The 22,653-nt window shown below is 72.7% G+C and carries 23 protein-coding genes and 1 pseudogene; 17 read left to right on the top strand and 7 right to left on the bottom strand.

The genetic code is table 11. The features are described 5' to 3' along the window. Positions 1-2: 2 nt before the first annotated feature. Entirely contained in the window at positions 3-209 is a 207-nt protein-coding gene (locus EV684_RS13665; protein ID WP_132647841.1) for a hypothetical protein, read from the bottom strand. A gap of 217 nt (positions 210-426) precedes the next feature. Here EV684_RS13665 and EV684_RS13660 point away from each other — a divergent pair, with 217 nt between their 5' ends. The 5 genes from EV684_RS13660 (at position 427) to EV684_RS13640 (ending at position 4,244) form a co-directional block, all read left to right on the top strand. After that, positions 427-795: a DUF4398 domain-containing protein gene (locus tag EV684_RS13660; RefSeq protein WP_132647840.1), complete on the top strand. Its 369-nt coding sequence runs from the start codon at positions 427-429 to the stop codon at positions 793-795. 21 nt (positions 796-816) lie between these two features. Then, entirely contained in the window at positions 817-1,665 is an 849-nt protein-coding gene (locus EV684_RS13655) for an OmpA family protein (protein WP_132647839.1), read from the top strand. Between the two features lie 168 nt (positions 1,666-1,833). Next, positions 1,834-2,553, top strand: coding sequence for a Crp/Fnr family transcriptional regulator (locus tag EV684_RS13650; RefSeq protein WP_200222347.1), 720 nt, complete (start codon positions 1,834-1,836; stop codon positions 2,551-2,553). Between the two features lie 111 nt (positions 2,554-2,664). Continuing rightward, a complete protein-coding gene (locus EV684_RS13645) occupies positions 2,665-3,357 on the top strand; it encodes a Crp/Fnr family transcriptional regulator (RefSeq protein ID WP_132647838.1) in 693 nt (230 codons plus the stop codon). Between the two features lie 95 nt (positions 3,358-3,452). Then, positions 3,453-4,244 (top strand): GGDEF domain-containing protein, encoded by a 792-nt coding sequence (locus EV684_RS13640; RefSeq protein ID WP_132647837.1) that lies wholly within the window; start codon positions 3,453-3,455, stop codon positions 4,242-4,244. A gap of 21 nt (positions 4,245-4,265) precedes the next feature. Here the strand turns inward: EV684_RS13640 and EV684_RS13635 are convergent, their stop codons facing one another. Next, entirely contained in the window at positions 4,266-4,676 is a 411-nt protein-coding gene (locus EV684_RS13635; RefSeq protein WP_132647836.1) for a PRC-barrel domain-containing protein, read from the bottom strand. A 118-nt stretch (positions 4,677-4,794) separates the two neighbouring features. Between EV684_RS13635 and EV684_RS13630 the strand changes: the two genes are divergently transcribed. The 6 genes from EV684_RS13630 (at position 4,795) to EV684_RS13605 (ending at position 10,111) form a co-directional block, all read left to right on the top strand. Continuing rightward, entirely contained in the window at positions 4,795-5,928 is a 1,134-nt protein-coding gene (locus EV684_RS13630) for an NAD(P)/FAD-dependent oxidoreductase (protein WP_132647835.1), read from the top strand. Positions 5,929-6,084: 156 nt separating this feature from the next. Beyond that, on the top strand, positions 6,085-6,528 hold the full coding sequence (locus EV684_RS13625; protein WP_132647834.1) for a type IV pilin protein: 444 nt from the start codon (positions 6,085-6,087) through the stop codon (positions 6,526-6,528). Beyond that, positions 6,525-6,986, top strand: coding sequence for a type II secretion system protein (locus tag EV684_RS13620; protein ID WP_200222346.1), 462 nt, complete (start codon positions 6,525-6,527; stop codon positions 6,984-6,986). Before EV684_RS13625 ends, EV684_RS13620 begins: the two co-directional genes overlap by 4 nt. 19 nt (positions 6,987-7,005) lie before the next feature. After that, a complete protein-coding gene (locus tag EV684_RS13615; RefSeq protein ID WP_132647832.1) occupies positions 7,006-7,377 on the top strand; it encodes a hypothetical protein in 372 nt (123 codons plus the stop codon). Beyond that, on the top strand, positions 7,374-8,015 hold the full coding sequence (locus EV684_RS13610) for a hypothetical protein (RefSeq protein ID WP_132647831.1): 642 nt from the start codon (positions 7,374-7,376) through the stop codon (positions 8,013-8,015). The genes EV684_RS13615 and EV684_RS13610 overlap by 4 nt, the downstream gene beginning before the upstream one ends. Before the next feature lie 2 nt (positions 8,016-8,017). Beyond that, complete coding sequence (locus tag EV684_RS13605) at positions 8,018-10,111, top strand: hypothetical protein (protein WP_132647830.1); 2,094 nt, start codon at positions 8,018-8,020, stop codon at positions 10,109-10,111. A gap of 6 nt (positions 10,112-10,117) precedes the next feature. Here EV684_RS13605 and EV684_RS13600 read toward each other — a convergent pair whose 3' ends face one another. Beyond that, entirely contained in the window at positions 10,118-11,815 is a 1,698-nt protein-coding gene (locus EV684_RS13600; protein WP_132647829.1) for a SulP family inorganic anion transporter, read from the bottom strand. A 62-nt stretch (positions 11,816-11,877) separates the two neighbouring features. Here EV684_RS13600 and EV684_RS13595 point away from each other — a divergent pair, with 62 nt between their 5' ends. Next, a complete protein-coding gene (locus EV684_RS13595; RefSeq protein ID WP_242478525.1) occupies positions 11,878-12,681 on the top strand; it encodes a gamma-glutamyl-gamma-aminobutyrate hydrolase family protein in 804 nt (267 codons plus the stop codon). 43 nt (positions 12,682-12,724) lie between these two features. Then, entirely contained in the window at positions 12,725-14,305 is a 1,581-nt protein-coding gene (locus EV684_RS13590) for an ABC transporter substrate-binding protein (protein ID WP_165908489.1), read from the top strand. On the opposite strand, the gene EV684_RS13585 is transcribed toward EV684_RS13590, so the two are convergent. From EV684_RS13585 to EV684_RS13570, 4 genes and pseudogenes are all read right to left on the bottom strand, one after another. After that, a complete protein-coding gene (locus EV684_RS13585) occupies positions 14,306-14,788 on the bottom strand; it encodes a thermonuclease family protein (RefSeq protein WP_132647826.1) in 483 nt (160 codons plus the stop codon). It abuts the gene before it with no gap. 177 nt (positions 14,789-14,965) lie between these two features. Next, positions 14,966-15,071 (bottom strand): annotated as a pseudogene (locus tag EV684_RS24685) (YkvA family protein); the annotation flags it as partial. A 122-nt stretch (positions 15,072-15,193) separates the two neighbouring features. Beyond that, positions 15,194-17,641, bottom strand: coding sequence for a ligase-associated DNA damage response DEXH box helicase (locus EV684_RS13575; RefSeq protein WP_132647824.1), 2,448 nt, complete (start codon positions 17,639-17,641; stop codon positions 15,194-15,196). Further along, complete coding sequence (locus EV684_RS13570; RefSeq protein WP_132647823.1) at positions 17,638-18,462, bottom strand: DUF429 domain-containing protein; 825 nt, start codon at positions 18,460-18,462, stop codon at positions 17,638-17,640. The genes EV684_RS13575 and EV684_RS13570 overlap by 4 nt, the downstream gene beginning before the upstream one ends. Before the next feature lie 38 nt (positions 18,463-18,500). Between EV684_RS13570 and EV684_RS13565 the strand changes: the two genes are divergently transcribed. The 4 genes from EV684_RS13565 to EV684_RS13550 all read left to right on the top strand — a co-directional run bounded on the left by EV684_RS13565 (position 18,501) and on the right by EV684_RS13550 (position 22,649). Continuing rightward, positions 18,501-19,517: an asparaginase gene (locus EV684_RS13565; RefSeq protein WP_132647822.1), complete on the top strand. Its 1,017-nt coding sequence runs from the start codon at positions 18,501-18,503 to the stop codon at positions 19,515-19,517. A gap of 108 nt (positions 19,518-19,625) precedes the next feature. Continuing rightward, on the top strand, positions 19,626-20,894 hold the full coding sequence (locus EV684_RS13560) for an ABC transporter substrate-binding protein (protein WP_132647821.1): 1,269 nt from the start codon (positions 19,626-19,628) through the stop codon (positions 20,892-20,894). A gap of 7 nt (positions 20,895-20,901) precedes the next feature. Further along, positions 20,902-21,813, top strand: coding sequence for a carbohydrate ABC transporter permease (locus EV684_RS13555; protein ID WP_132647820.1), 912 nt, complete (start codon positions 20,902-20,904; stop codon positions 21,811-21,813). Beyond that, complete coding sequence (locus EV684_RS13550) at positions 21,810-22,649, top strand: carbohydrate ABC transporter permease (protein WP_132647819.1); 840 nt, start codon at positions 21,810-21,812, stop codon at positions 22,647-22,649. The genes EV684_RS13555 and EV684_RS13550 overlap by 4 nt, the downstream gene beginning before the upstream one ends. Positions 22,650-22,653 lie beyond the last annotated feature (4 nt).

The raw sequence follows: 22,653 nt of genomic DNA, 5'->3' as shown, positions 1-22,653 counted from the left end.
CCTCAGGGCAGCGCCGCGCGGCAGGCGCGGCGCTCCAGGCTCGCCGGCAGCAACGCGCAGCGCCAGACGGCCATCTGGCGCTCGCGCGCCGCGGCCCGCCGTTCGTCGCCCTGCACCACGCTCAGGCGCACGAGCTGCTCGAAGCCGAGCAGCGCCGCGGCGGCGCATACCGCCGCCAGCCAGCCCCACAAGCGTCTGTCGCGCAGCATGACGGCCCGCCTGTCCCTTCCCTGACACCGGCACGCCCGCGGCGCGCCGTGCCGCCATGCTGCGCAGCGCCCGGCGCCGCGTCGGTGCGCTGGCCCACTGGGTACGCCATCGCACCGACAGCCGGCCGCGCGGCGCCCATGCTGTGCGCAACGGCTTCTGGCCGGTGCCGGCATCACGCTGCACAGCCGGTGGGCCTGGTCCCAGGAAGGGAACTCCATGAACACCCGAACGACCCGCCGGCTGCTGCCGGCACTGGGCGTGCTGCTGGCGCTGGCCGCCTGTGCCAGCGCGCCGCCGCCGCCCGAGATGGCGCTGGCCAACGCCGCGCTGGCGCGTGCAGTCGCCGCCGGGGCACCCGAACTCGCCGCCGTCGAGATGTCCGCCGCGCGCGAGAAGATGAACCGCGCCAACCAGGCCCTGGCGGCCGACGAGCCCGAAGGCGCGCGTGCGCTGGCGCAGCAGGCCCAGCTCGACGCCCAGCTCGCCCAGGCCCGCGCCGAGAGCGAACGCGCACGGCGCTCAGAACTCGCCGTCCAGGACGCCGCCGGCGCCCTGCGCGACGAGATGGCGCGCCCGACCCGCTGATCCACCGAACCGGACACCCTCATGACCACCCTCCGACACTTCACGCTCGCCGTGCTCGCCGCCGCCGCCCTGGGCGCGTGCAGCACCCAGCCCACCACCACCCCCGCGCTCGACCAGGCCCGCAGCGACTACCGCAGCCTGCAGGGCGACGCCCAGACCCAGCGCCTGGCGCCGCTGGAAGCCAAGCAGGCCGGCGACGCGCTCGCCCAGGCCGAGGCGGCGCAGGCGCGCCGCGACGACGCCGCCCAGGTCGAGCAGCTGAGCTACCTCGCCAAGCAGCGCATCGCGCTGGCGCGCGAAGCCGGCCGCCGCAAGGCGTCCGAGGAAGCGGTGGCGGGCGCGGCCGCCGAGCGCGACCAGCAGCGCCTGGCGGCGCGCACGCGCGAAGCCGACGTCTCGGCGCAGGCGGCCGCGGTGGCGCAGCGCCAGGCCGGCGACGCCGAACGCCGCAACGCCCAGTTGCGCACGCAGCTGAGCGAGCTCGAAGCCCGGAAGACCGAGCGCGGCCTGGTGCTGACGCTGGACGACGTGCTCTTCGACTCCGGCCGTGCCGAGCTGCGCGCCGGCGGCCTGCGCAAGCTGCAGCAGCTGGGCGACGTGCTCCGGCAGGAGCCGCAGCGCCGGGCATCCATCGAGGGCTACACCGACAGCACCGGCAGCGAATCGGGCAACCTGTCGCTGTCGCGCCGGCGCGCCGATGCGGTGCTGGGGGCGCTGCTGGACCTGGGCGTGAACCGCGCCCAGCTCACCGCCCAGGGCTACGGCGCCTCGCAGCCGGTGGCCGCCAACGACAGTGCCGACGGCCGGCAGATGAACCGCCGCGTCGAGATCGTGCTGTCCGACGAGAACGGCATGCCGACGCTGCGCTGAAGCGCCGCCGCAGAGGCGGCGAAGGCGGCCACGGTCCTGCGGCCTGAAGACGACTGTCGTGTCGCGGGATAGCGGGGACTGTGCGCTGGCGAACATACTGGCCCGCGCAGGCGATCTACAGTGCTTGCGCATGGCGCGTGTGTCCGCGCTGCCCACCGCCAGGCCGCCATGTCACCACGCTCCCCCGTGCAGGACAACCACCTGCTGGCCGCCCTGCCCGCCGCCGACCTGCAGCGCTGGCTGCCGCAGCTGGAATGGGTGGAGCTTCCGCTGGGCCTGGTGGTCTACGAGTCGGGACGGCCGCTGGGCCACCTCTACTTTCCCACCACCGCCATCGTCTCGCTGCTCTACGTGATGGAGGACGGAGCCTCGGCGGAGATCGCCGTCGTCGGCAACGAAGGCCTGGTCGGCATCTCACTGTTCATGGGTGGCGAGACCACGCCCAGCCGGGCCGTGGTGCAGAGCGCGGGCGAGGGCTGGCGGCTGAACGCCGCGGCGGTGAAGGAGGCGTTCAGCAGGCCCGGGCCGGTGATGCACCTGCTGCTGCGTTACACCCAGGCGCTGATCACGCAGATGGCGCAGACGGCGGTGTGCAACCGCCACCACTCGCTGGACCAGCAGCTGTGCCGCTGGCTGCTGCTCAGCCTGGACCGGCTGCGCGGCAACGAGCTGGTGATGACGCAGGAGCTGATCGCCAACATGCTGGGCGTGCGCCGCGAAGGCGTCACCGAAGCGGCGATGCGGCTGCAGCGCCACGGCCTGATCCGCTACGCACGCGGACACATCACGGTGCTCGACCGCGCCGGGCTCGAAGCCCGCACCTGCGAGTGCTATGCGGTGGTCAAGCGCGAATACGACCGCCTGCTGCCCCCCGGCACCGCCACCTGAGGCGGCGCGTGCGTGCGCTGGGGTACCGACGGCGGGCGCGAAAGTGCCCAGACTGACGCTGCACGGCCTCGTGCCCGCCGCCCGGCGTCCAGCGGGGCCAGAAGGAGCCGCGTGCCCCCCGACCGGAACCACCTGATCGACAGCCTCCCGCCGATCGAACGCACGCGCCTGCTCGCGGTCTGCGAACCGGTGCTGCTGGTGCTGGGCGACGTGCTGTGCGAATGCGGTGCCGCGGCGCGCCACGCCTACTTCCCCAGCTCGGGCTTCATCTCGCTGGTGGCGCGGGTGGAGCGCCACGCCGGACTGGAGGTCGGCCTGGTCGGCCGCGAGGGCATGCTGGGCACCCCGCTGCTGCTGGGCCTGGACGTCTCGCCGGTGCGGGCGCAGGTGCAGTGCCGAGGCGAGTCCTGGCGGGTCGCGGCGCCGGCACTGCGCCGTGAACTGGCGGCCAGCGAGGCGCTGCGGGATCACCTGCTGCGCTACATCCACGTGCTGATGACGCAGCTGGTCACGGCGGCCGGCTGCATGCGCTACCACCCGATCGTGCAGCGCCTGGCGCGCTGGCTGCTGATGGGCCAGGACCGCGCCGGCAGCGACCGCTTCCACGTCACGCACGAGCTGCTGGCCGGCCTGCTGGGCGTGCGCCGGGTGGGCATCACGATCGCCGCGGGTGCGCTGCAGCGCCAGGGGCTGATCCGCTATCACCGTGGCGAGCTGAGCGTGCTCGACCGCGCCGGGCTCGAGGCCGCCGCCTGCCCCTGTTACGCCGGCGACCGCCTGCTTTACGCCCGTTACCTGGCGTGACCCGCCTGCGTGCGCCAGCGTACAGACCCGGCCGGCGCGCGACTCGATGCTCGACACCTTGGTGCTGAACGCCCGACCCGGCACAGGAGTCCCGCATGCTCGCGCCCCTGCCCTTGCCGACCGAAGCCGCCGAGCCCATCGCGGCGGAGGCCACCGACCTGGATCTGAAGCTCGCTGCCGTGGCCTGGCGGCTGCGGGCCGGGGCCGCGGACGACGCGACATCGGTCGCGGCCCAGCGCGAGATCGCGCGCGAGTGCGCCCACGACCTGGTGCAACTGATCGGCGAAGCGGCCGCGCTGCGCCGGGCACTGACGCTGGCCCGGGCCGGCGAGCGCCAGGCCTGCCGGCAGGCCGAGCACGACAGCCTGACCGAGCTGCCCAACCGGCGCCGCTTCGACCTGCAGCTGCAGCAGGCGCTGGGCCGACGCCGGGCCGACCGGCCGACGCTGGCGGTGCTGTTCCTGGACCTGGACGATTTCAAGCGTGTCAACGACGTGCACGGCCACGCCGTCGGCGACGAGCTGCTGCGCATCGTCGCCCGGCGCCTGCGCGGCGCGCTGCGCAGCGGCGACCTGGTCTGCCGCCTGGGCGGCGACGAGTTCGCCTGCCTCGTGTCCGGGACGCTGGGCAGGCCCGAACTCACGCGTCTGGCGACGACGCTGATCACCACGGTGTCGGCGCCGCTGCAGCTGGGCGAGCTGCAGTTCGGCGTGCGTCCGAGCGTCGGCATCGCGGTCTGCCCGGAGGACGGCGCCGACGCGGCAACGCTGCTGCAGCGCGCCGACGCGGCAATGTTCCGCGCCAAGCGGCAGCGCTGCGGCCTGGCGTTCTTCGAGGCGAGCACCGACCTGTTGGGCCGCCGCCTCGAGCCGGCGCCGGCCACCTGAGCCGCCGGCGTCGCCTGGGACTCAGCCGCCGGGAACGCTCACGCCGTAGAAGGCGTGCAGCACGCGCTCCCACGACGGGTCGGCCATGTCGGGCCAGTGGCCCTTGTCGAAGCCCGGCGCGTCGCGCAGCAGCGACTTCGGCACACCCAGCGTGAAACGCTGGTTCACGGTGTCCAGCGACAGCGCCGACCAGGGCACGGCAAACAGCTTCTCGCCGAGGCCGAACACGCCGCCGAAGGACAGCACCGCATAGGCGACGCGGCCCGAAGCCATGTCGATCATCAACTCCTTGATGTCTCCCAGGGCCTCGCCTTCGCGGTTGCAGACGTCGTTGCCCAGCAGCGTGTCGGCGCCCATCAGCGCCGGGCCGGGGCCGCCGTTGCCGCGCGCGTACATGCCGTAGCGGTCGCGTTTCTGGAAGTTGGTTTGCATGGCGGATCCTCGTTCAGTGGAGAACCCATGCTGGCCGCGGCATCCGGCAGCGTCTGTCGGGCAGCGCACACAGACGGGGGCGGCGCACAATCGCGGCGCCGCACGTGCACACGCCACCATGACCACCGACAACGCCTTCGACTACGCCATCGTCGGCGCCGGCATCGCCGGCGTCTCGCTCGCCGCGCGCCTGGCCGGCCACGGCCGCGTGCTGCTGCTCGAGCGCGAGAGCCAGCCCGGCACGCAGGCCAGCGGCCGCAGCGCGGCGATGTTCATGGAGAGCTACGGCCCGCCGCAGGCGCGTGCGCTGACACGCGCCAGCCGCGCCAGCTACGCCGCGCCGTCGATCGTGCCCCTGCTGTCACCGCGCGGCGTGCTCTACGTCGCCTGGCAGGGCCAGGAGGCGCTGCTGGACGCGCTCGCCGCCGGCCCGGGCGTCGAACGCCTGGACGCCGGGCAGACGCTGGCGCGCGTGCCGGTGCTGCGCGCCGAAGGCCTGATCGGCGCGGTCGCCGAACCCGACGCGATGGACATCGACGTGCACGCCGCGCTGCAGGGCTGGCTGGCGGTGGCGCGCTCGCACGGCGCCACGGTCTGGACCGACGCCGAACTCGCCACCGCGCGCCGCGACGGCGAGACCTGGCAGATCACGCTGGCCGACGGCCGCCGGGCCGCGGCGCCGGTGCTGGTCGACGCCGCCGGCGCCTGGGCCGACGGGGTCGCGCAGCGTGCCGGACTGGCGCCGCTGGGGCTGCAGCCCCGGCGCCGCAGCGCCTTCAGCTTCGACCCGCCAGCGGGCGTGGACCACCGCCACTGGCCCACCGTCTGCGCCGCCGACGACGGCTGGTACCTCAAGCCCGACGCCGGCCAGCTGCTGGGCTCGCCGGCCAACGCCGACCCGGTCGAGCCGCACGACGTCGTCGCCGAGGAGCTGGACATCGCGATCGCGATCGACCGCATCCAGCAGCGCACGACGATGACGATCCGCCGCCCGCGCCACACCTGGGCCGGGCTGCGCACCTTCGCGCCCGACGGCGAGCTGGTGATCGGCTTCGACCCGACGGCCGCCGGCTTCTTCTGGCTCGCCGGCCAGGGCGGCTACGGCATCCAGAGCGCCGCCGGCGCGGCGCTGCTGGCCGAGTCGCTGATCCTCAAGGCGCCGCTGCCCGAGGCGCTGGCGCGTGAAGGCGTCGAGCCCGGGGCGATGGCACCGGCAAGACTGCGCAATGAGCCCCCTAACTTGGCGGGCTGAATCGCTTGCCATGTAACAATATGTTGAGCTAGCCGCCGACGTCGCCGATCGTTCCCGAACGACATCGAGCATCACCCCGGCGGCCGGCCCTTGCACGCCCGGGGTTCTGACGGAGCCCCGGGCGGGGTTCATTCGCCGTCGTCAGGAAGTTCCGCCATGCATGCTCTCGAACGCCAGCCGCGCCGCGCGGACGGCTTCACGTTGATCGAGCTGATGGTGGCCCTGGTGGTGCTGGCGATCCTGGCCGCGATCGCCTTCCCGAGCTATCGCCAGTACATCGCCCGGCAGCGTGTCGCGTCCGCCCAGGCAGACCTCGTCTCGCTGGGGCTGAACCTCGACGGTCATCTGCTGAACAACACCACCTATCCCGCTGCGGTGGCCGGCACCTCGAACCTGATGGCGGCGCTGCCGGGCTGGAAGCCGGTGGCGTCCGCGGACTTCGACTACGAGCTCGTCTCGGTGGACAACACCAGCTTTCCACCGGCCTACGAAGTGAAGGCCAGCGGCAGTTCGTCGATGGTCTCGGGTTGCGAAATCGTGCTGACCAGCGGCGGCAGCCGCACGAAGTCGGGCTGTCCCGGCAGCGCTTCGACATGGTGAGTCGCGCCACGTCGCGCCGCCGGCGTGGTTTCACGCTGGTGGAGATGATGATCGTGCTCGTGCTGACGGTCGTCATGGCACTGCTCGTCGTGCAGCTCGGTTCGCACTGGAGCGACAACGCGCGGCTCACGCGCGTGCAGGCTCAGTTGCAGCACGCTTACGACAGCACGAAGTCGGCCGCGCTGCAGAACCCTCTGGCCTCCACTCGCGGCGAAAGTGCGGCCACGCTCTGCCTGCTCGACGGCGCCTTCGCGGTCGTGCTGGGCGACGACTGCGCCGCCCACGCGGTGTGGAGCTTCGCCTACGACGCCGTTGTCGGCGTCTCGCTCGCCGACCCCGACAGCCGCTGCATCACGCTGGACAGCGCCGGGGTCGCGATCGCCGCGGCCGACTGCAGCACCGACCTGCGGTTCTCGATCACGACGGGGTCGGCGCATGTCGAAAACAAGAGCTTCTGACCCGCGCCGCCAGCGCGGCGTGGCCCTGCTCGAAGCGGTGATCGGCATGCTGGTGCTGAGCGTCGCCGTGCTGGGCTCGCTGCTGCTGCTGGCCCAGGGCACGCGCCAGCAGCACGTCAACAACGGTCGCGCCCAGGTCATCGACCAGTTGCGCGGCCAGATCGCCAGCCAGGGCCTGGACCTGTGCGACAGCAGCCCGACGCTGACGGTGCATGCGAGCACCGTCTCGGGCACGACGGTCGAATGCACCAGCCTGGGCAACGTCACGGTGACGCTGCCGGGCGACAGTGCACGCGTGGTCACGGTTCCCGATGACGCGGCGCGTGTCATCGACGTCGAGGTCGACTCGCCGCTGGTCGGCGGCAGCCTGACGCTGGGAGCCTCGCGTTGAAGTCGGCACGCGGGATGTCGCTGGTGTCGCTGCTGGTGGCGATGGCGCTGGCGCTGATCTGCCTGGTGACGGCGCTGCACGCCTGGCGCGCCGTCGTCGTCGGGTCACGCAGCACCGGCTCGGCAGCGCGTTTCACCGGCACCGCCTCCGGGCTGGAAGTCCAGCTCGCCAAGCTGCTGCCGGCGGCCGGCTGGGGCATCGGCGGCGGCAGCAGCAATCCGGGCGGCACGCTGAACCAGCATCTGGTGTTGCTGGCCAACGCGACGCTGAGCGGCACGAACGGCTTGTCGGGCAGCCAGCAGACGCTGTCGGCGACGGCGCACGCCGGCAACGCCATCGTCTGGGCGACGGCGATCGACGGTTCGCTCGCCTGCTCGGCGCTGATCAGCCGCGCATCGCAAGGCCTGCAGATGCTCGGCCCCAAGCCCTGCACCACGGCGCTGTCGGCGCTGGGCTCGTCCTGGGACGAGGTCGTGACGCTGGTGCCCCAGGGCGTGTTTCCGGACCTGGCCTTCAGCGTCGGCACCGCCGAGTGCTGGCCTTACGGCGGCCCGCTCAAGCGCAGCAGCGCCAGCGTGCAGGTCAGCGGGGTGCGCGACACGCTGTCGGCGGTCTGCCTGCCCAACATCCGAGGCTGACGATGCGACGGCAACCCACGAACGCCTGCGGCGCCGGAGGGCAGCGTGGCATCGCGACGCTGCTGATGATCGTGCTGATCACGCTCGGCCTGGCGGCCGCCTCGGCGATGGCCGCCTGGGCGATGCAGGGCTCGATGCGGCTGCAGCAGGCCGAACACACCGCGACCCAGGCCGAGATGAAGGCCTGGAACGGCGTCGTGCTGCTGTCCAGGGCCGTCGCGGCGATGCCCACGACGACCGAACTCGCGGCCGGTGGGGCGGTGGCCTTCGGCAACGGCGCGCCCGAGGGCCTCGGCGCGACGCTGGTCGAGAAGAACGCCGACGGCCTCTATGTCTTCGACGTCGTCGGCGCCAGCGCCGGAGCACGCAGCGTGCTGCGCGTGGCGATCCGCCCGCCGCAGAACGGCTCCGACGACGAGACCCCCCTGCCCTCCGGCGCCACCTTCCATGGCGACACCCGGCTCGATGGCTCGGTGAGCTACACCGGCACCGACGCACGCAACCTCTACGTGCTCGACGGCTCGCTGACGCTCAGCGGCTCGGTCACCGGGCTGCAGCAGGTGTGCGCCACCGGCGACATCACGGTCAACGCCGCGATCACGGTCGACGAGCTGTGCAGCAACGGCAACGTCACGCTCAACGGCGCAGCCAAGGTCAACAAGATCTCCGCCAAAGGCAACGTCACGCTGGCCGGCGGCGCGGCCTCGACGATCGGCACGATCCACAGCAACGGCGCCGTGACGCTCAGCGGCGGCTCGGCCAACGCCGGCACCATCCAGGCCAGCGGCAAGGTGACGGTCAGCGGCGGCGCGGCCAAGGCCAACGAGATCTACACCGAGAGCAGCATCGACTGGACCTCCAGCGCCACCGCGACGGCGCTGGCCGCCAACGGCAGCGTCAACTACCGGCCTTCGGGCAGCGGCGTCGGAACGACGATCAGCGCGATCGGCGACGTCACGCTGACATCGGCCGGCACCGTGCGCACCGGCGGCACGACGACGCTGGTCGGCTACTGGGGCCAGGGCATCTCCGGCCGGCTGGACGGCGCCGGGCTGCTCGGCGGCTCGTCCTGGGGCGCCTACGGCGGCGCCGTCGTCGCCTCGGGCACGGTGGGCAGCATCGTCGCGCCCTACCCGGGCACGGTGAAGGTGAAGGTCGTGTCCGGCTACAGCGTCGCGATCACGCCGGTGACGGTGACCACCGTCGCCACCTTCGAGCAGCCGCGCGTCACGGTCGACGCCTACGCGCTGAAGCCGCAGGCCAACTTCGTCTTCACCGGCGTCGACGGCAGCGGCAACCCGAGGCTGGAAGCGAAGGGCATCAACGGCCTGGAAGACGGCAGCTACTACGTCGCCGGCAACGCCAGCGGCGGCCGCAACTATCTGTGCCGGGCGGTCACCGGCACGACCTGCGTGAGCCCGCTGCTCAAGCTCTGCCAGGGCTACTCCGACTACAACAGCTGCCTCAGCTACGCCTCGGGCAACTGGACGCTGCAGGGCAAGACGATGCTGCCCGGCGTGCTGTGGTTCGAGGGCAACCTGACGATCAGCAACGGCGTCTGGGTCAACACCTTCCTGGCGACCGGCGACATCAGCACCGCCGGCGGCGTGAAGGTCTACGCGCCGAACTACGCCGGCTCGGACTACACCTGCCTCGGGCGCGCCAGCAGCGGCCTGGGACTCGCCGCCTGGAGCAGCTACGGCTTCGCGACGACCGACTACGCGACCCAGCTGTGCAAGGGCACGCCGCTGGAACTCGGCGGCGCGGCGATCGGCAACATCGCGCTGCTGTCGGGCGGGCTGAAGGACGAAGGCAGCTTCGTCGGCGGCAACATCCTGCTGGGCTCGTCCAACGAGATCTACGGCTCGGTGCTCGCCGGCCAGTATCTGAACACCTCGGGCAGCACGGTGGTGGCCGGCTCCACCTACTCGGCGGCCCAGGGCGGCTCGACGACACGCACGTCCAACCAGCAGGGCGGCTCGACGACGATCAAGGTCCCGGCCGGCTCCGGCGCCTACGACCCGGGCACGACGCCGTGCATCACCGGCTGCAGCACCCCGGGCGCGGACAACGTCGTCTGGGCCGCACCACGCTGAACGGCGTCAGTCCGGCGGCCCCGGCATGCGCCGGCACTCCTCGTAAAGCCGCACCCGGCAGCCGGCGCAGACCGCAGGGTCCAGCCGCGGCACGATGGTGGCCAGCGCGCTGGTCTTGTCGGCGAAGACGTGGTCCTCGCCCAGGCGCGCCAGGAACTGCCGCCGCTGCCAGGTCTGCAGCACCTCGGGGCGCGGGCGGTGGAAGTACAGGTCGCCGCCGATCGCCAGCCGCCGCGTGTGCTCCTGCTCCCAGAGCGCGGCGCCGGCGTGGTCGATGAAGTTCATGCTCTTGGCCATCACCAGCAGGTGTTTCGGGGCGCCGGGCGCGGCGCGCAGCGCCTGCAGGCGTTCGCCGACGTGGGCGACGGCACCGAACCAGACCGAGCCTTCCATGCGCAGCATCTTCAGCTGCGGGCACTCGGCGCCGGGCGCGTCATCGACGACGACCATCGCACGCTCGGGCGGCGGCCGGTCGAAACCCATCGTGCGCAGCGCCGGGCGCGAGGTGCGGTAGAGGTAGACCACGAGCGACAGCCCGACACCGCCGACGATCGCCTGCTCCAGCGGCAGCGCCAGCGTCGCGGCCAGCGTCGCCGCGGCCACCGCGGCTTCGGCGCGGTCCTGGCGCAGGCGCTCGCGCCACTGCTCGCGGTCGATCAGCGTGGCGGCCACCCACAGCAGCAGGCCGGCGATGGCCGCCATCGGGATCCAGGCGATTGCCGGGGCCGCCAGCAGCGCCAGCAGCAGCACGAACAGCCCGGAGAACACCGCCGCCAGCGGCGTGCGCGCGCCGGCCTCCAGGTTGGGCATCGAACGGTTGAGCGACCCGCTGGCGACGAAGCCCGAGCTGCAGGCGCCGGCCAGGTTGGCAAGCCCCTGGCCCAGACACTCGCGGTTGACGTCCAGCGGCTGGTCGGTGCGTGCGGCCAGCGCCTTGGCGATGGCGATGCTCTGGCCCGTCGCGACGACGGTCAGCGCCAGCGAGACGCCGGCCAGCCGCGGCAGATCGGCCCAGGCCAGCGCCGGCGGACCCCAGGAGAGGTGGTCGATGCGCTGCTCGCCGACGAAGTCCAGCACCACACCTTCGCGCATCGCCAGCCAGGCGGCCAGCGCGGCCAGCGCCAGCGTCGCCAGCAGGAAGGGCCCGCGCCGCCAGAGCTGGCGCAACCCCCAGGCGACGACCAGCGTGCCGCAGGCGAGCACGACGCCGGGCAGGTCGCCGACGACGGACTCCAGCGCGTGCCAGGCGATCAGCAGCGCCGCGCCGCTGGTGAAACCCAGCAGCACCGACGGCGAGATGAAGTGCGCCAGCGAACCCAGCCGCAGCAGCGCGATCGCGGTCTGCATCAGCCCGACGCCCAGCGTCGCGACCAGCGCCAGGCGCAGGTACTCGGGGCTGCCCGGCAGCGCCAGCGGCGCCAGCATCGCCGCCAGCGCCAGCGACACGGCGTTGGTCGGCCCGGTGGCCACCAGCCGGCTGGAGCCGGCCAGCGCGGCGACGATGCAGGGCACGATCGCGGTGTACAGCCCCCAGGTCGGCGGCAGCCCGGCCAGCGCCGCGAAGGCGATGGCCTGCGGCAGCGCCAGCACCGCGCCCAGCAGGCCGGCGGCGGCATCGGCACGCAGGCTCGTGCGGTTCACGTCCCCGACCCACGGCCCCAGCCAGCGCGCCCACGGCGCGCGCGCACTCCTTCGCAACGTCATCTGCCGAGCGTATCAGCGCCCTGCAGCGCCGGGGGGAACCGTTCTTGCATAGCATGGGCACCATGGCAGGAGAGTCCCCGCTGCTGATCGGCTTCTCGGCGCGCATCTACACGCCCGGGACGCCCGGCATCCACCTCGACGGCGTCTGGACCCGCACGCTGCACTTCCTGGAGCAGTCGGTCGCGAACTGGGTGCTGCGGGGTGGTGCGGTGGCGCTGATGGTCCCGGCGGTCACCACCGACAGCGTCGTCACGCGCGGCGACCTGAACCTGCGCCAGTACGCCGACGCGCTCGACGGCCTGGTCCTGCAGGGCGGCAACGACGTCGCGCCCGAGACCTACGGCCAGACGCCGCTGCACCCCGACTGGCACGGCGACCGCGTGCGCGACCTCTACGAGATCGAGCTCGTCGATGCCTTCGTCTCGGCCGGCAAGCCGGTGTTCGGCATCTGCCGCGGGCTGCAGCTGCTCAACGTGATGTACGGCGGCACGCTGGTGCAGGACATCGCCACGCAGCGCCCGGCCGCCCGTGCGCACCGCGACAGTTCCAACTACGAGCGCCATTTCCACGACGTCGAGATCGTGCCCGGCACGCGGCTGGCGCAGCTCTACGGCGGGCTGGCGCAGGCCACCGTCAACAGCATCCACCACCAGGCGATCGAGAAGCTCGCACCGGGCTTCGCCGTCGAAGCCCGGTGCCCGGACGACGGCACCGTCGAGGCGGTGCGCCACAGCGGCGAGGCCTGGATCGCCGCGGTGCAGTGGCACCCCGAGTTCCACGTGCCGGGTGACCCGGCGACCTTCGACGATTCGCGCCTGCTCGCCGACTTCCTGGCCGCCGCCCGCAGGCGCCGCGACGCTGCCTAGAATCGGCGCGCGCCGCGCCGTCACCGCCGCGCTGGAGGTGTCCGTGCGATCGCTCCGCCCCGTCCTGCGCGTCGCCGCCGCGCTGGCACTGGCCGCCGTCTCGCTGGCGCAGGCCGCCACGCTGCGCGTGGCCTCGGCCTTCGACCCGCAGACCCTGGACCCGCACGCGCTGGCGCTGCTGTACCACCAGCGCATCGCCTCGCAGGTCTACGAGTCGCTGGTGGGCCGCAACGAACGCTACGAACTCGAGCCGGCGCTGGCCACCGCCTGGCAGCCCGCCGGCCCGCGCGCCTGGCGCTTCACGCTGCGCCCGGGCGTCGTCTTCCATGACGGCACGCCGATGACCGCCGACGACGTCGTGTTCTCGATCGAACGGGCGCTGGCGCCGCCGTCGCAGCGTGCGTTCCAGCTGCTGGGTGTCGAAGGCGCGCGCGTGATCGACGCGTCGACGGTCGAGATCCGCTGCGCCCAGCCCGACGCGGTGCTGCCCGAGAAGCTGCAGTCGATCGCGATCATGAGCCGGGCCTGGAGCCGCCGCCACGGCGTCGAACGCGCGCAGGACATCGCCAGCCGCCAGGAGACGCACACGCTGCGCAACGCCAACGGCACCGGCCCGTTCCGCCTCGTGCGCTACGAGGCCGACATGCGCACCACGCTCGCGCGCCACGCGCGCTGGTGGGGCTGGGCCGACACCCGGCGCCACGGCAACCTGCAGGAGGTGGTGTTCACGACGATCAAGTCCGACGCCACGCGGCTGGCGGCGCTGGCCTCGGGCGAAGTCGACCTCGTGCTCGACCCGCCGTTCCAGGACGTCGAGCGCCTGATGCGCGACCCGCGCCTGACGGTGCAGCGCAGCGCCGACCTGGGCCAGCAGTACCTCGTCTTCGACCTCGGCCGCGACGAGCTGGAGTTCTCCGATGTGCGCGGCCGCAACCCCTGGCGCGACAAACGCGTGCGCCAGGCGGTCTACCACGCGATCAACGTCGACCTGATCGTGCAGAAGGTGCTGCGCGGCCAGGGCGTGCCCACCGGTGCCTATCTGTCGCCGCGTGTCGAGGGTTCGCCGGCCGAACTCGACCGCCGCCTGCCCTACGACCCGGCACGCGCACGCGCGCTGCTGGCCGAGGCGGGCTACGCGAACGGCTTCGGCGTCACGCTGGACTGCGTCAACGTGGCCTGGCGCGAGGCGGTGTGCCAGGCCGCCGCGGCGATGCTGACGCAGGTCGGCATCCGCACGACGCTGCGTTCCAGCCCGGCGAACCAGTTCTTCCCCAAGCTGACGCAGGCCACGGCCAGCTTCGCCGAGTTCGGCTGGACGCCGACCACCGACGCCTGGGCGACGCTGAACGCGCTGTACCGCACCCGCGCCGCCGAAGGCCGCGGCGCGTTCAACGCCGGCAACTTCTCGGACCCGGCGCTGGACGCGCTGATCGACGGCCTGCGTGTCGAGCCCGACCGCACGCGCCGGCGTGCGATGGTCGCCGTCGTGCTGCAGCAGTTGCGCGACACGCTGCCGGCGGTGCCGCTGTACCGACGCACGCTGGCCTGGGCGATGAAACACGAGGTCAAGGCCGTGATGCGGCCCGACGACGTGCTCGAACTGCGCTGGGTGCGCGTGCCTTGATCAGCAGGGGCCGTGCTGGCGGCGGAAGTCCGCCGGCCGCAGCGCACCGCGCATCGAATGCAGCCCGCGCTGCAGCGCATGGGCCACGCGCTCCTCCTTGACGAAGGGGCCGCGGTCCCACTTCACGCGCGTGCTCCAGGCGTGGCCTTCGGACACCATGTGGCGCGCCAGATCCTGGCCGTCGAGCATCACCGAGCCGGTGACGACCCCGTCGCGCCCGGTCACCGGCCGGGTGACCGTGACGGCATGGCCCTGGGCCCGGTCGGCGAGTTCACGGCGCGACTCGGGCCCCCAGTCCTGGCAGGCCAGCGGCGCCTCGGCGCCGGCCAGGCGCACACGCACCGGAGCGCCCTCGGCGGGCGTGACGACGACGGTGTTGCCGTCGACGACCTGGGTGACGCGGCCTTCGAGCGCCTTCTTCGGCGGTGCGGCGAGCGCGGCGCCGGCCAGCAGCGCGAGCGCCAGGCCCGGGAGTGTCTTCATGTCGTGCGGGAAACGGTCAGAACGCGAGCGCGATGATCCCCGCGACGAAGCCGGCCAGCAACAAAAGCCAGAGTGCGACGACCAGCACCGCGCCCCAGACCAGGCGCGGCAGCTGCTCGCGCCCGGCCTCGGCTTCGCGCAGCCGCGCCTGCCAGAGTTCGGGCGGCGTGAGCTTGACCACGAGCGCGATGCCCAGCGGCACCAGGATCAAGTCATCGAGCATGCCGAGCACCGGGATGAAGTCGGGGATCAGGTCGATCGGCGACAGCGCGTAGGCCAGCACCGCGACGGCGATCCAGCGCACCGCACGTGGCGTGTCGCGGTGCTTGAACAGCTTCCACAGCGCCAGCAGGTAGGTGCCCAGGCGCGCGGCGTTGCCGGCGGCGAAGAGGCGGCGAACGCGCTTCATGACGCAGCGCGGCGGCGGCGCGGCGCCGGCTTGTCGAGCGCCGCGTTCGACGCGGCGAGCAGGCGCTCGAGCCGGTCCTTCATCTGCTCGGTCGACAGCCGCTCGCGCAGCCGTTCGACGAGCAGCGGCAGCGCGAAGGGGCTGGCGGCCTTCAGCTCGACGATCTCCAGGTCCATCGTGTCCATCTGCTGCAAGGTGGTGGCGAGGCGGCCGATTTCCAGTTCCTGCGCCAGCACCTCGCGTTCGGCCTGCTCGAGCAGGCGGTTGCCGGCGTCGTAGCGCCGGAACACGCCCCAGAACAAGGAGCTGGACGCCTGCAGCTGGCGCAGGCTTTTCGGCGCGCCCGGATACCCGCCGAACACCAGCCCGGCGATGCGCGCGATCTCGCGGAAGCGCCGCTGCGCCAGTTCACCCGAGTTCAGGCTGGCGAGCACGTCGGCCAGCAGCGTGTGGGTGGCGAACAGGCGCTTGTCCTCCAGCGCCGCCAGGTCCGGCAGCTCGGCGGCCAGGATCTCCAGGCCGTAGTCGTTGACGCACAGCGAGAAGGTGTTGGGCCGCGCCTGCGCCAGCCGCCAGGCCAGCAGCTGCGCCAGGCCGACGTGCACGTTGCGCCCGGCGAAGGGGTAAAGGAAGAGGTGCCAGCCTTCGCGCGTGCGCAGCCGCTCGACCAGCAGCCGGCCGCGCCGCGGCAGCCGCGACAGCCGCGCCTGGGCCTCCAGCATCGGCCGCGCGGCTTGCAGCTCCGGCTCGGCGAAGCCGCCGGCCGCGACCTCGTCGAGCAGCGCCTGCACCGCGTCGGCGAGTTCCGAGGACAGCGGCATGCGGCTGCCGTTCCAGGCCGGCACCAGACCTTTGGGCTTCGTCGCCTTGCGCACGTAGGCCGCCAGGTCCTGGGTGCGCACGTACTCCAGCAGCCGGCCGGCGAAGACGAAGACGTCGCCGGGTTTGAGCCGCGCGATGAAACCTTCCTCGACGCTGCCGATGGTGCCGCCCGACAGCCATTTCACCTGCATCGTCGCGTCGGCGACGATGGTGCCGACCTGCAGCCGGTGGCGGCGCGCGATGCCGCGGTCGACGACGCGCCAGACGCCGTCGACACACTGCACGCGGTGGTACTCGGGGTAGGCGCCCAGGCTGTCGCCACCGCGTTCGACGAAAGCCAGCGCCCAGTCGAACTCGGCGCGGCTCAGCCTGCGGTAGGCGGGTGCGGTGCAGACCTCGTCGTACAGCGCGTCGGGCTCGAAACCGCCGCCCAGCGCCACCGTCACCAGGTGCTGCACCAGCACGTCCAGCGGCTTGTCGGGCGTGCGCCGCGACTCGACGCGCCCGGCCAGCGCCGCACGCCGCGCCGCCGCGGCCTCGACGAGTTCCAGCGTGTTCGTCGGCACCAGCGTCACGCGGCTGGCGCGCCCCGGTGCGTGGCCGCTGCGGCCGGCGCGCTGCAGCAGGCGCGCGACGCCCTTGGCGCTGCCGATCTGCAGCACACGTTCGACCGGCAGGAAGTCGACGCCCAGGTCCAGGCTGGAGGTGGCGACCACCGCCTTCAGCCGCCCGTCCTTCAGCCCGGCTTCGACCCAGTCGCGCACGCTGCGGTCCAGCGAGCCGTGGTGCAGCGCGACCAGGCCCGCCCAGTCGGGGCGCGCGTCGAGGATCAGCCGGTACCAGATCTCGGCCTGCGAACGCACGTTGGTGAAGACCAGCGTCGTCGACGAGGACTCGATCTCGTCGACCACCGGCTGCAGCATCTGCGCGCCGAGGTGGCCGCCCCAGGAGAAACGCCCGGGCTCGTGCGGCAGCAGCGTGTCGACGACCAGGCGCTTCTCGATGCGGCCCTGGACCAGCCTGCCGTGTCCGTGGCCGACCAGCGTCGCCATCGCCTCGGCCAGGTTGCCGATCGTCGCCGACAGGCCCCAGACGGCGAGCTGCGGGTTCCAGCGCTTGAGCCGCGCCAGCGCCAGCTGCACCTGAACGCCGCGTTTGCTGCCGATCAGCTCGTGCCATTCGTCGACGATGACGGTCTGCACGCCGGCCAGCTGGGCGCGCGCCGACTCGCGCGTCAGCAGCAGCGACAGCGACTCGGGCGTCGTCACCAGCGTCTCGGGCAGGCGCCGGTCCTGGCGCGCCCGTTCGGCGCTGCCGGTGTCGCCGGTGCGCTGGGCGACCTCCCAGCCCGGCGGCGCGGCGGCCTGCAGCGCGCGCGTGGTGTCGGCGGCCAGCGCACGCATCGGCGTCAGCCACAGCACCTGCAGCCCGCGCCGCGGCGCCGCACGCGCCAGCGCGCCGAACCAGACGGCGTAGGTCTTGCCGCTGCCGGTGGTGGCGTGCAGCAGGCCGCTGTCGCCCGCGGCCATCGCGGCCCAGACGGCACGCTGGAACTCGAAAGGCAACCAGCCGCGTGAGCCGAACCAGGATTCGGCGTGCACGAGGCCAGTGCCTTCGTTCATGCGGTGGCGATCCAGCCTTCGACCGGGTCGACGTCGGCCGGGATGCCGGCGTTGTCGCGCAAGCTGGCCCAGCCGGCCTGCAGCAGGCACAGCGCGGCGTCGAGCCGGTCGCCCGAGGCGTCGGCGACCAGCGCGTCGCGCTGGGCGTGCGTCAGCTTGAGCCGCAGCCCCAGCCGCGTGCGGCCCTGCTCCAGCGCGTCGACGAGGTCCTTGCGCGCGATGAGCCGGTCGGCGGCCTCGCTGTTCTTGTACGAACGCCGGCCGAGGATCTCGGCGGCCAGCAGGCCCGGATAGGCCTCGACCGCGCGGCGCTCGGCGTCGCCGGCCACCAACCCCGGCACCTGCACACCGGCGGCGACCAGGCGCGAGAAACCTTCGTAGTACATGAAGCCGACCGGCACGTAGCGGGTCTGCAGCGGGCTGGAACTGGTCGTGCCGGGCAGCGAGACGTCGGTGCGGCGGTGCAGCAGGCGCTGGCCGGCCGGACGGCTGTTGCCCCAGGCGTCGACCAGGGCGCGGAAGTCCATGCGCGCCGCGCAGCGCCGGCGCAGTTCGGCAACGACTTCGGCGGCGCTGGTGCCCAGGCCTTGGGCCTCGACGAAGGTACGCGGCAGGCCGAACGGGAAGTCGAAGCCGCCGAACCAGGGGCGCTCGGCGAGCACGGCCTCGAAGCCGGCGAGCGTCGGCAGCTCGTCCACACGTTCCAGGCGCAGCACGGCGCCGTGCAGCGTGCCGCGCGCGACGGTGATCGGCTTGCGGCGCGACGGCGCGCAGCTGAAGTCCACGCCGAGCAGCGGCAGCGTTGTAGCGGTCGGGGTCATCGCATCGATTGTCGCGGTGGCGCCGCTACAGTCGCCGCATGACTGCCAATCCGACCCTCGTCGAGGCGCTGCGCGGCGGCGCCGTCGAATCCTTCCACCGCGGCGCCTGGGCCGTCGTCGACGCCGACGGCGACGTCGTCGCCTCGGCCGGCGACATCGACCGGCCGATCTTCCCGCGTTCGGCGGTCAAGCTGCTGCAGGCGCTGCCGCTCGTGGAAAGCGGCGCCGCCGAGCGCTACGGTCTGAACGATGAACAGCTCGCGATCGCCTGCGCCTCGCACAACGGCGAACCCCGCCACGTCGCCGTCGCGGCCTCGATGCTGGCCGCCGCCGGGGTCGACGACGCGGCGCTGGAGTGCGGCGCGCACTGGCCCTACCGCGACGTCGTGCAGCGCGAGATGGCCGCCGCCGGCAGCACGCCGACGGCGCTGCACAACAACTGCTCGGGCAAACACGCCGGCTTCGTCTGCCTGGGCTGCCTGCTGGCCGGCGACGCCGACAAACGCGCCTTCCTCTCGGGCTACGTGAAGCCCGAACATCCGGTGATGCGCGAGGTGAGCGACGCGATAGAAGCCGCGACCGGCTGGCGCCTGGCCGACACACCGCGTGGCACCGACGGCTGCTCGATCCCGACCTACGCGATCCCGCTGCGCCACCTGGCGCTGGCCTTCGCGCGCGCCGGCAGCGGCATCGGCCTGCGCGAAGGCCGCGCACGCGCCGCGAAGCGGCTGATGGCCGCGGTCACCGCCGAACCCTTCATGGTCGGCGGCAGCGGCCGTTTCGACACCCGCATCATCGAGCGCCTGGGCGAACGCGTGTTCTGCAAGGTCGGCGCCGAAGGCGTGTTCTGCGCTGCCTTCCCCAAGGCCGGGCTGGGCGTCGCCGTGAAGATGGACGACGGCGCCTCGCGCGCCGGCGAAGTCGTGATGGCCGCGCTGATCGAACGTTTCGTGCGCCTGGACGAAGCCGAACGCGGCTTCGTGCACGCCTTCGCCGACCAGCCGCTGGTCAACTGGAACGGCCTCGACGTCGGCCGGCTGCGCTGGGCCGCCTGATCGGCCGGAACGCCGTTTGCCGTCAGGGCTGACGGCGAGCCGCCCGCACGAGGCGGCCGCCGTCCCCGCGGCCGCGCCGTCGGGGTGGACCCACCGACGGAGACACGGATGGCCAGCTTCCGAGGGCTCGCCGTGGTCGCAGCGGCCTGGTTCGCCGGCGCCGCGGGCGCCCACGCGGCAACGCTGACGATCGCCTGCGGTTCCAACGCCGCCGACCGCGAGTTCTGCGCCCGCTACGCGCAGGACTGGGGGCGCAGGAACGGCCACGAGGTGCGCATCTATTCGGCGCCGGCCAGCGCCACCGACAACCTCGCGCTGCTGCGCCAGCAGTTCGCGGCCAAGTCCGACAAGCTCGACGTGCTGACGATCGACGTCGTCTGGCCCGGCGTGCTGAAGGACCATCTCGTCGACCTGAAGCCTTACAGCCAGGGCGCCGAGCGCCAGCACTTCCCGGCCATCGTCGCCAACAACACGATCGGCGGCAGGCTGCTGGGCATGCCCTGGTACACCGACGCCGGGCTGCTCTTCTACCGCCAGGACCTGCTGGAGAAATACGGCCTGGCGCTGCCCAGGACCTGGCACGAGATGGCCCAGGCGGCACGGCGCATCCAGGACGGCGAACGCGCTGCCGGCGCCCGCGACTTCCACGGCTACGTCTTCCAGGGCCGCGCCTACGAGGGCCTGAGCTGCAACGCGCTCGAGTGGGTCGCCAGCTACGGCGGCGGCACGATCGTCGACGCCAGCGGCAAGGTGACGATCCACAACGCCCAGGCGGCGCGTGCGCTGGACGAAGCGGCGTCGTGGGTCGGCACGATCGCGCCGCGCGGCGTGCTGAACTACGGCGAGGAAGAAGCACGCGGCGTCTGGCAGAACGGCCAGGCGGCCTTCATGCGCAACTGGCCCTACGCCTGGGCGATGAGCCAGGCCGAGGACAGCGTCATCCGCGGCAAGGTCGGCGTCGCGCCGCTGCCCGCCGGCGACGGCGAAGGCGCGCGCCCGGCGGCGACGCTGGGCGGCTGGCAGCTCGCGGTGTCCAGGTACTCGCGCCACGTCGAGGCCGCCGCGGCGCTGGTGATGTACCTGACCAGCGCCGAGATCCAGAAGCAGCGTGCGATCGGCGGCGCCTACAACCCGACGATCCCGGCGCTGTACCGCGACCCCGAGCTGCTCGCCGCCAACCCCTTCATGGGCGACCTGCTCGACGTCTTCGAGAACGCCGTCGCGCGCCCGGCGACACCCACCGGGCTCAAGTACCCGGCCGTCAGCCGCGCGTTCTGGGACGCGACGCACGAGGTGCTGTCCGGCCGGGTCGACGGCGCCGCCGCGGTGCGCCGCCTCGAAGGCCGGCTGCTGCAGACGCGGCGCGCGAAGTGGTGAGCCGCTGATGCAGCGCACCCGCACCGCCTGGCTGTTCCTCGCGCCGATGCTCGTCGCGATGCTGCTCGTCGCCGGCTGGCCGCTGGCGCGCACGCTGTGGTTCAGCGTCACCGACACCAACCTCAACGACCTGTCGGCCGGGCGTTTCGTCGGCTGGCAGAACTACGTCGGCGCCTACGGCCTGTTCGGCAACGCCGGCTACACCGAAGGCTTCTGGGCCGGCGACTGGGGCCTCTCGATCGCCAACACCTTCAAGTTCGCCGTCGTCTCGGTGCTGCTGGAGACGGCGCTCGGCCTGGGTGTGGCGCTGCTGCTGAACCAGGAGTTCCGCGGCCGCGCGCTGGTGCGCACCGCGGTGCTGGTGCCCTGGGCGATCCCGACCATCGTCTCGGCCAAGATGTGGGGCTGGATGCTCAACGACCAGTACGGCGTCGTGAACCAGTGGCTCGTCGACTGGGGCGTCGTGGCGCAGAAGATCGCCTTCACCGCCGAGCCGGCCTACGCGCTGTGGACGGTCGTCGCGGTCGACGTCTGGAAGACGATCCCGTTCATGGCGCTCTTGATCCTGGCGGCGCTGCAGACGCTGCCGCGCGACATCTACGAGGCCGCGCGCGTCGACGGCGTGCATCCGCTGCGCGTGTTCTGGCGCATCACGCTGCCGCTGATCCGGCTGCCGCTGATGGTCGCCGTCGTCTTCCGCCTGCTCGACGCGCTGCGCGTCTTCGACCTGATCTTCGTGCTGACCTCCAACAGCAGCGCGACGATCAGCATGTCGGGCTTCGTGCGCCGCGAGATGATCGACAACGGCGACCTGGGCTTCGGCTCGGCGGCGGCGCTGTCGCTGACGGCGATCATCTTCATCACCGCGGTGCTGTTCCTGCGCGCGGCACGCGTGCGCCTGGCGGAGGACAGCCGATGAGCCAGCGCTCCACCGCGGCCACGGTCGCGCTGTACGCGGCGGCAGGGCTGGTCGTCGCGGTCTCGGTCTACCCCTTCCTCTACGCGCTGGCGACCTCGCTGAAGACCGGCACCGCGCTGTTCGACGCCCGGCTGTGGCCGTCCGAGCCGACGCTGCGCAACTACCAGCAGCTCTTCGAGGGCGACGGCCCGCCCTTCGGCCGCCACCTGCTGAACTCGATCGTCGTCGCGACGCTGACGGTGGTGGTGTCGATGCTGCTGGCGATCAGCGCCTCGTACGCGCTGGGGCGCATCCCGTTCCGCGGCAAGGGCACGCTGCTGCTGGCGATCCTCGCGGTGTCGATGTTCCCGCAGGTCGCGGTGCTGTCGGGGCTGTTCGAGCTGATGCAGGCGCTGGGCCTGTACGACCGCGCGCCGGGCCTCGTGCTGCCCTACCTGATCTTCACGCTGCCGTTCACGGTCTGGGTGCTGACGACCTTCATGCGCGGCCTGCCGGTCGAGCTGGAGGAGGCGGCGATCATGGACGGCTGCGGCCCGCTGCGCATCGTCTTCCAGGTCTTCATGCCGCTGCTGGTGCCGGCCCTGGTGTCGACCGGGCTGCTGGCCTTCATCGGCGCCTGGAACGAGTTCCTGTTCGCGCTGACCTTCGTCTCCGACGCCGAGCAGCGCACGGTGCCGGTGAGCATCTCGCTGATCACCGGCGCCACCGCCTGGGAGGTGCCGTGGGGCAGCATCATGGCCGCGTCGGTGATCGTCACCGTGCCGCTGGTCGCGCTGGTGCTGCTGTTCCAGCAGCGCATCGTCTCGGGCCTGACCGCCGGCGCGGTGAAGGGCTGAAAGG

Source organism: Rubrivivax gelatinosus, assembly GCF_004340905.1.
GTDB lineage: Bacteria > Pseudomonadota > Gammaproteobacteria > Burkholderiales > Burkholderiaceae_C > Rubrivivax > Rubrivivax gelatinosus.
This window is presented reverse-complemented; position numbering and strand designations above follow the sequence as displayed.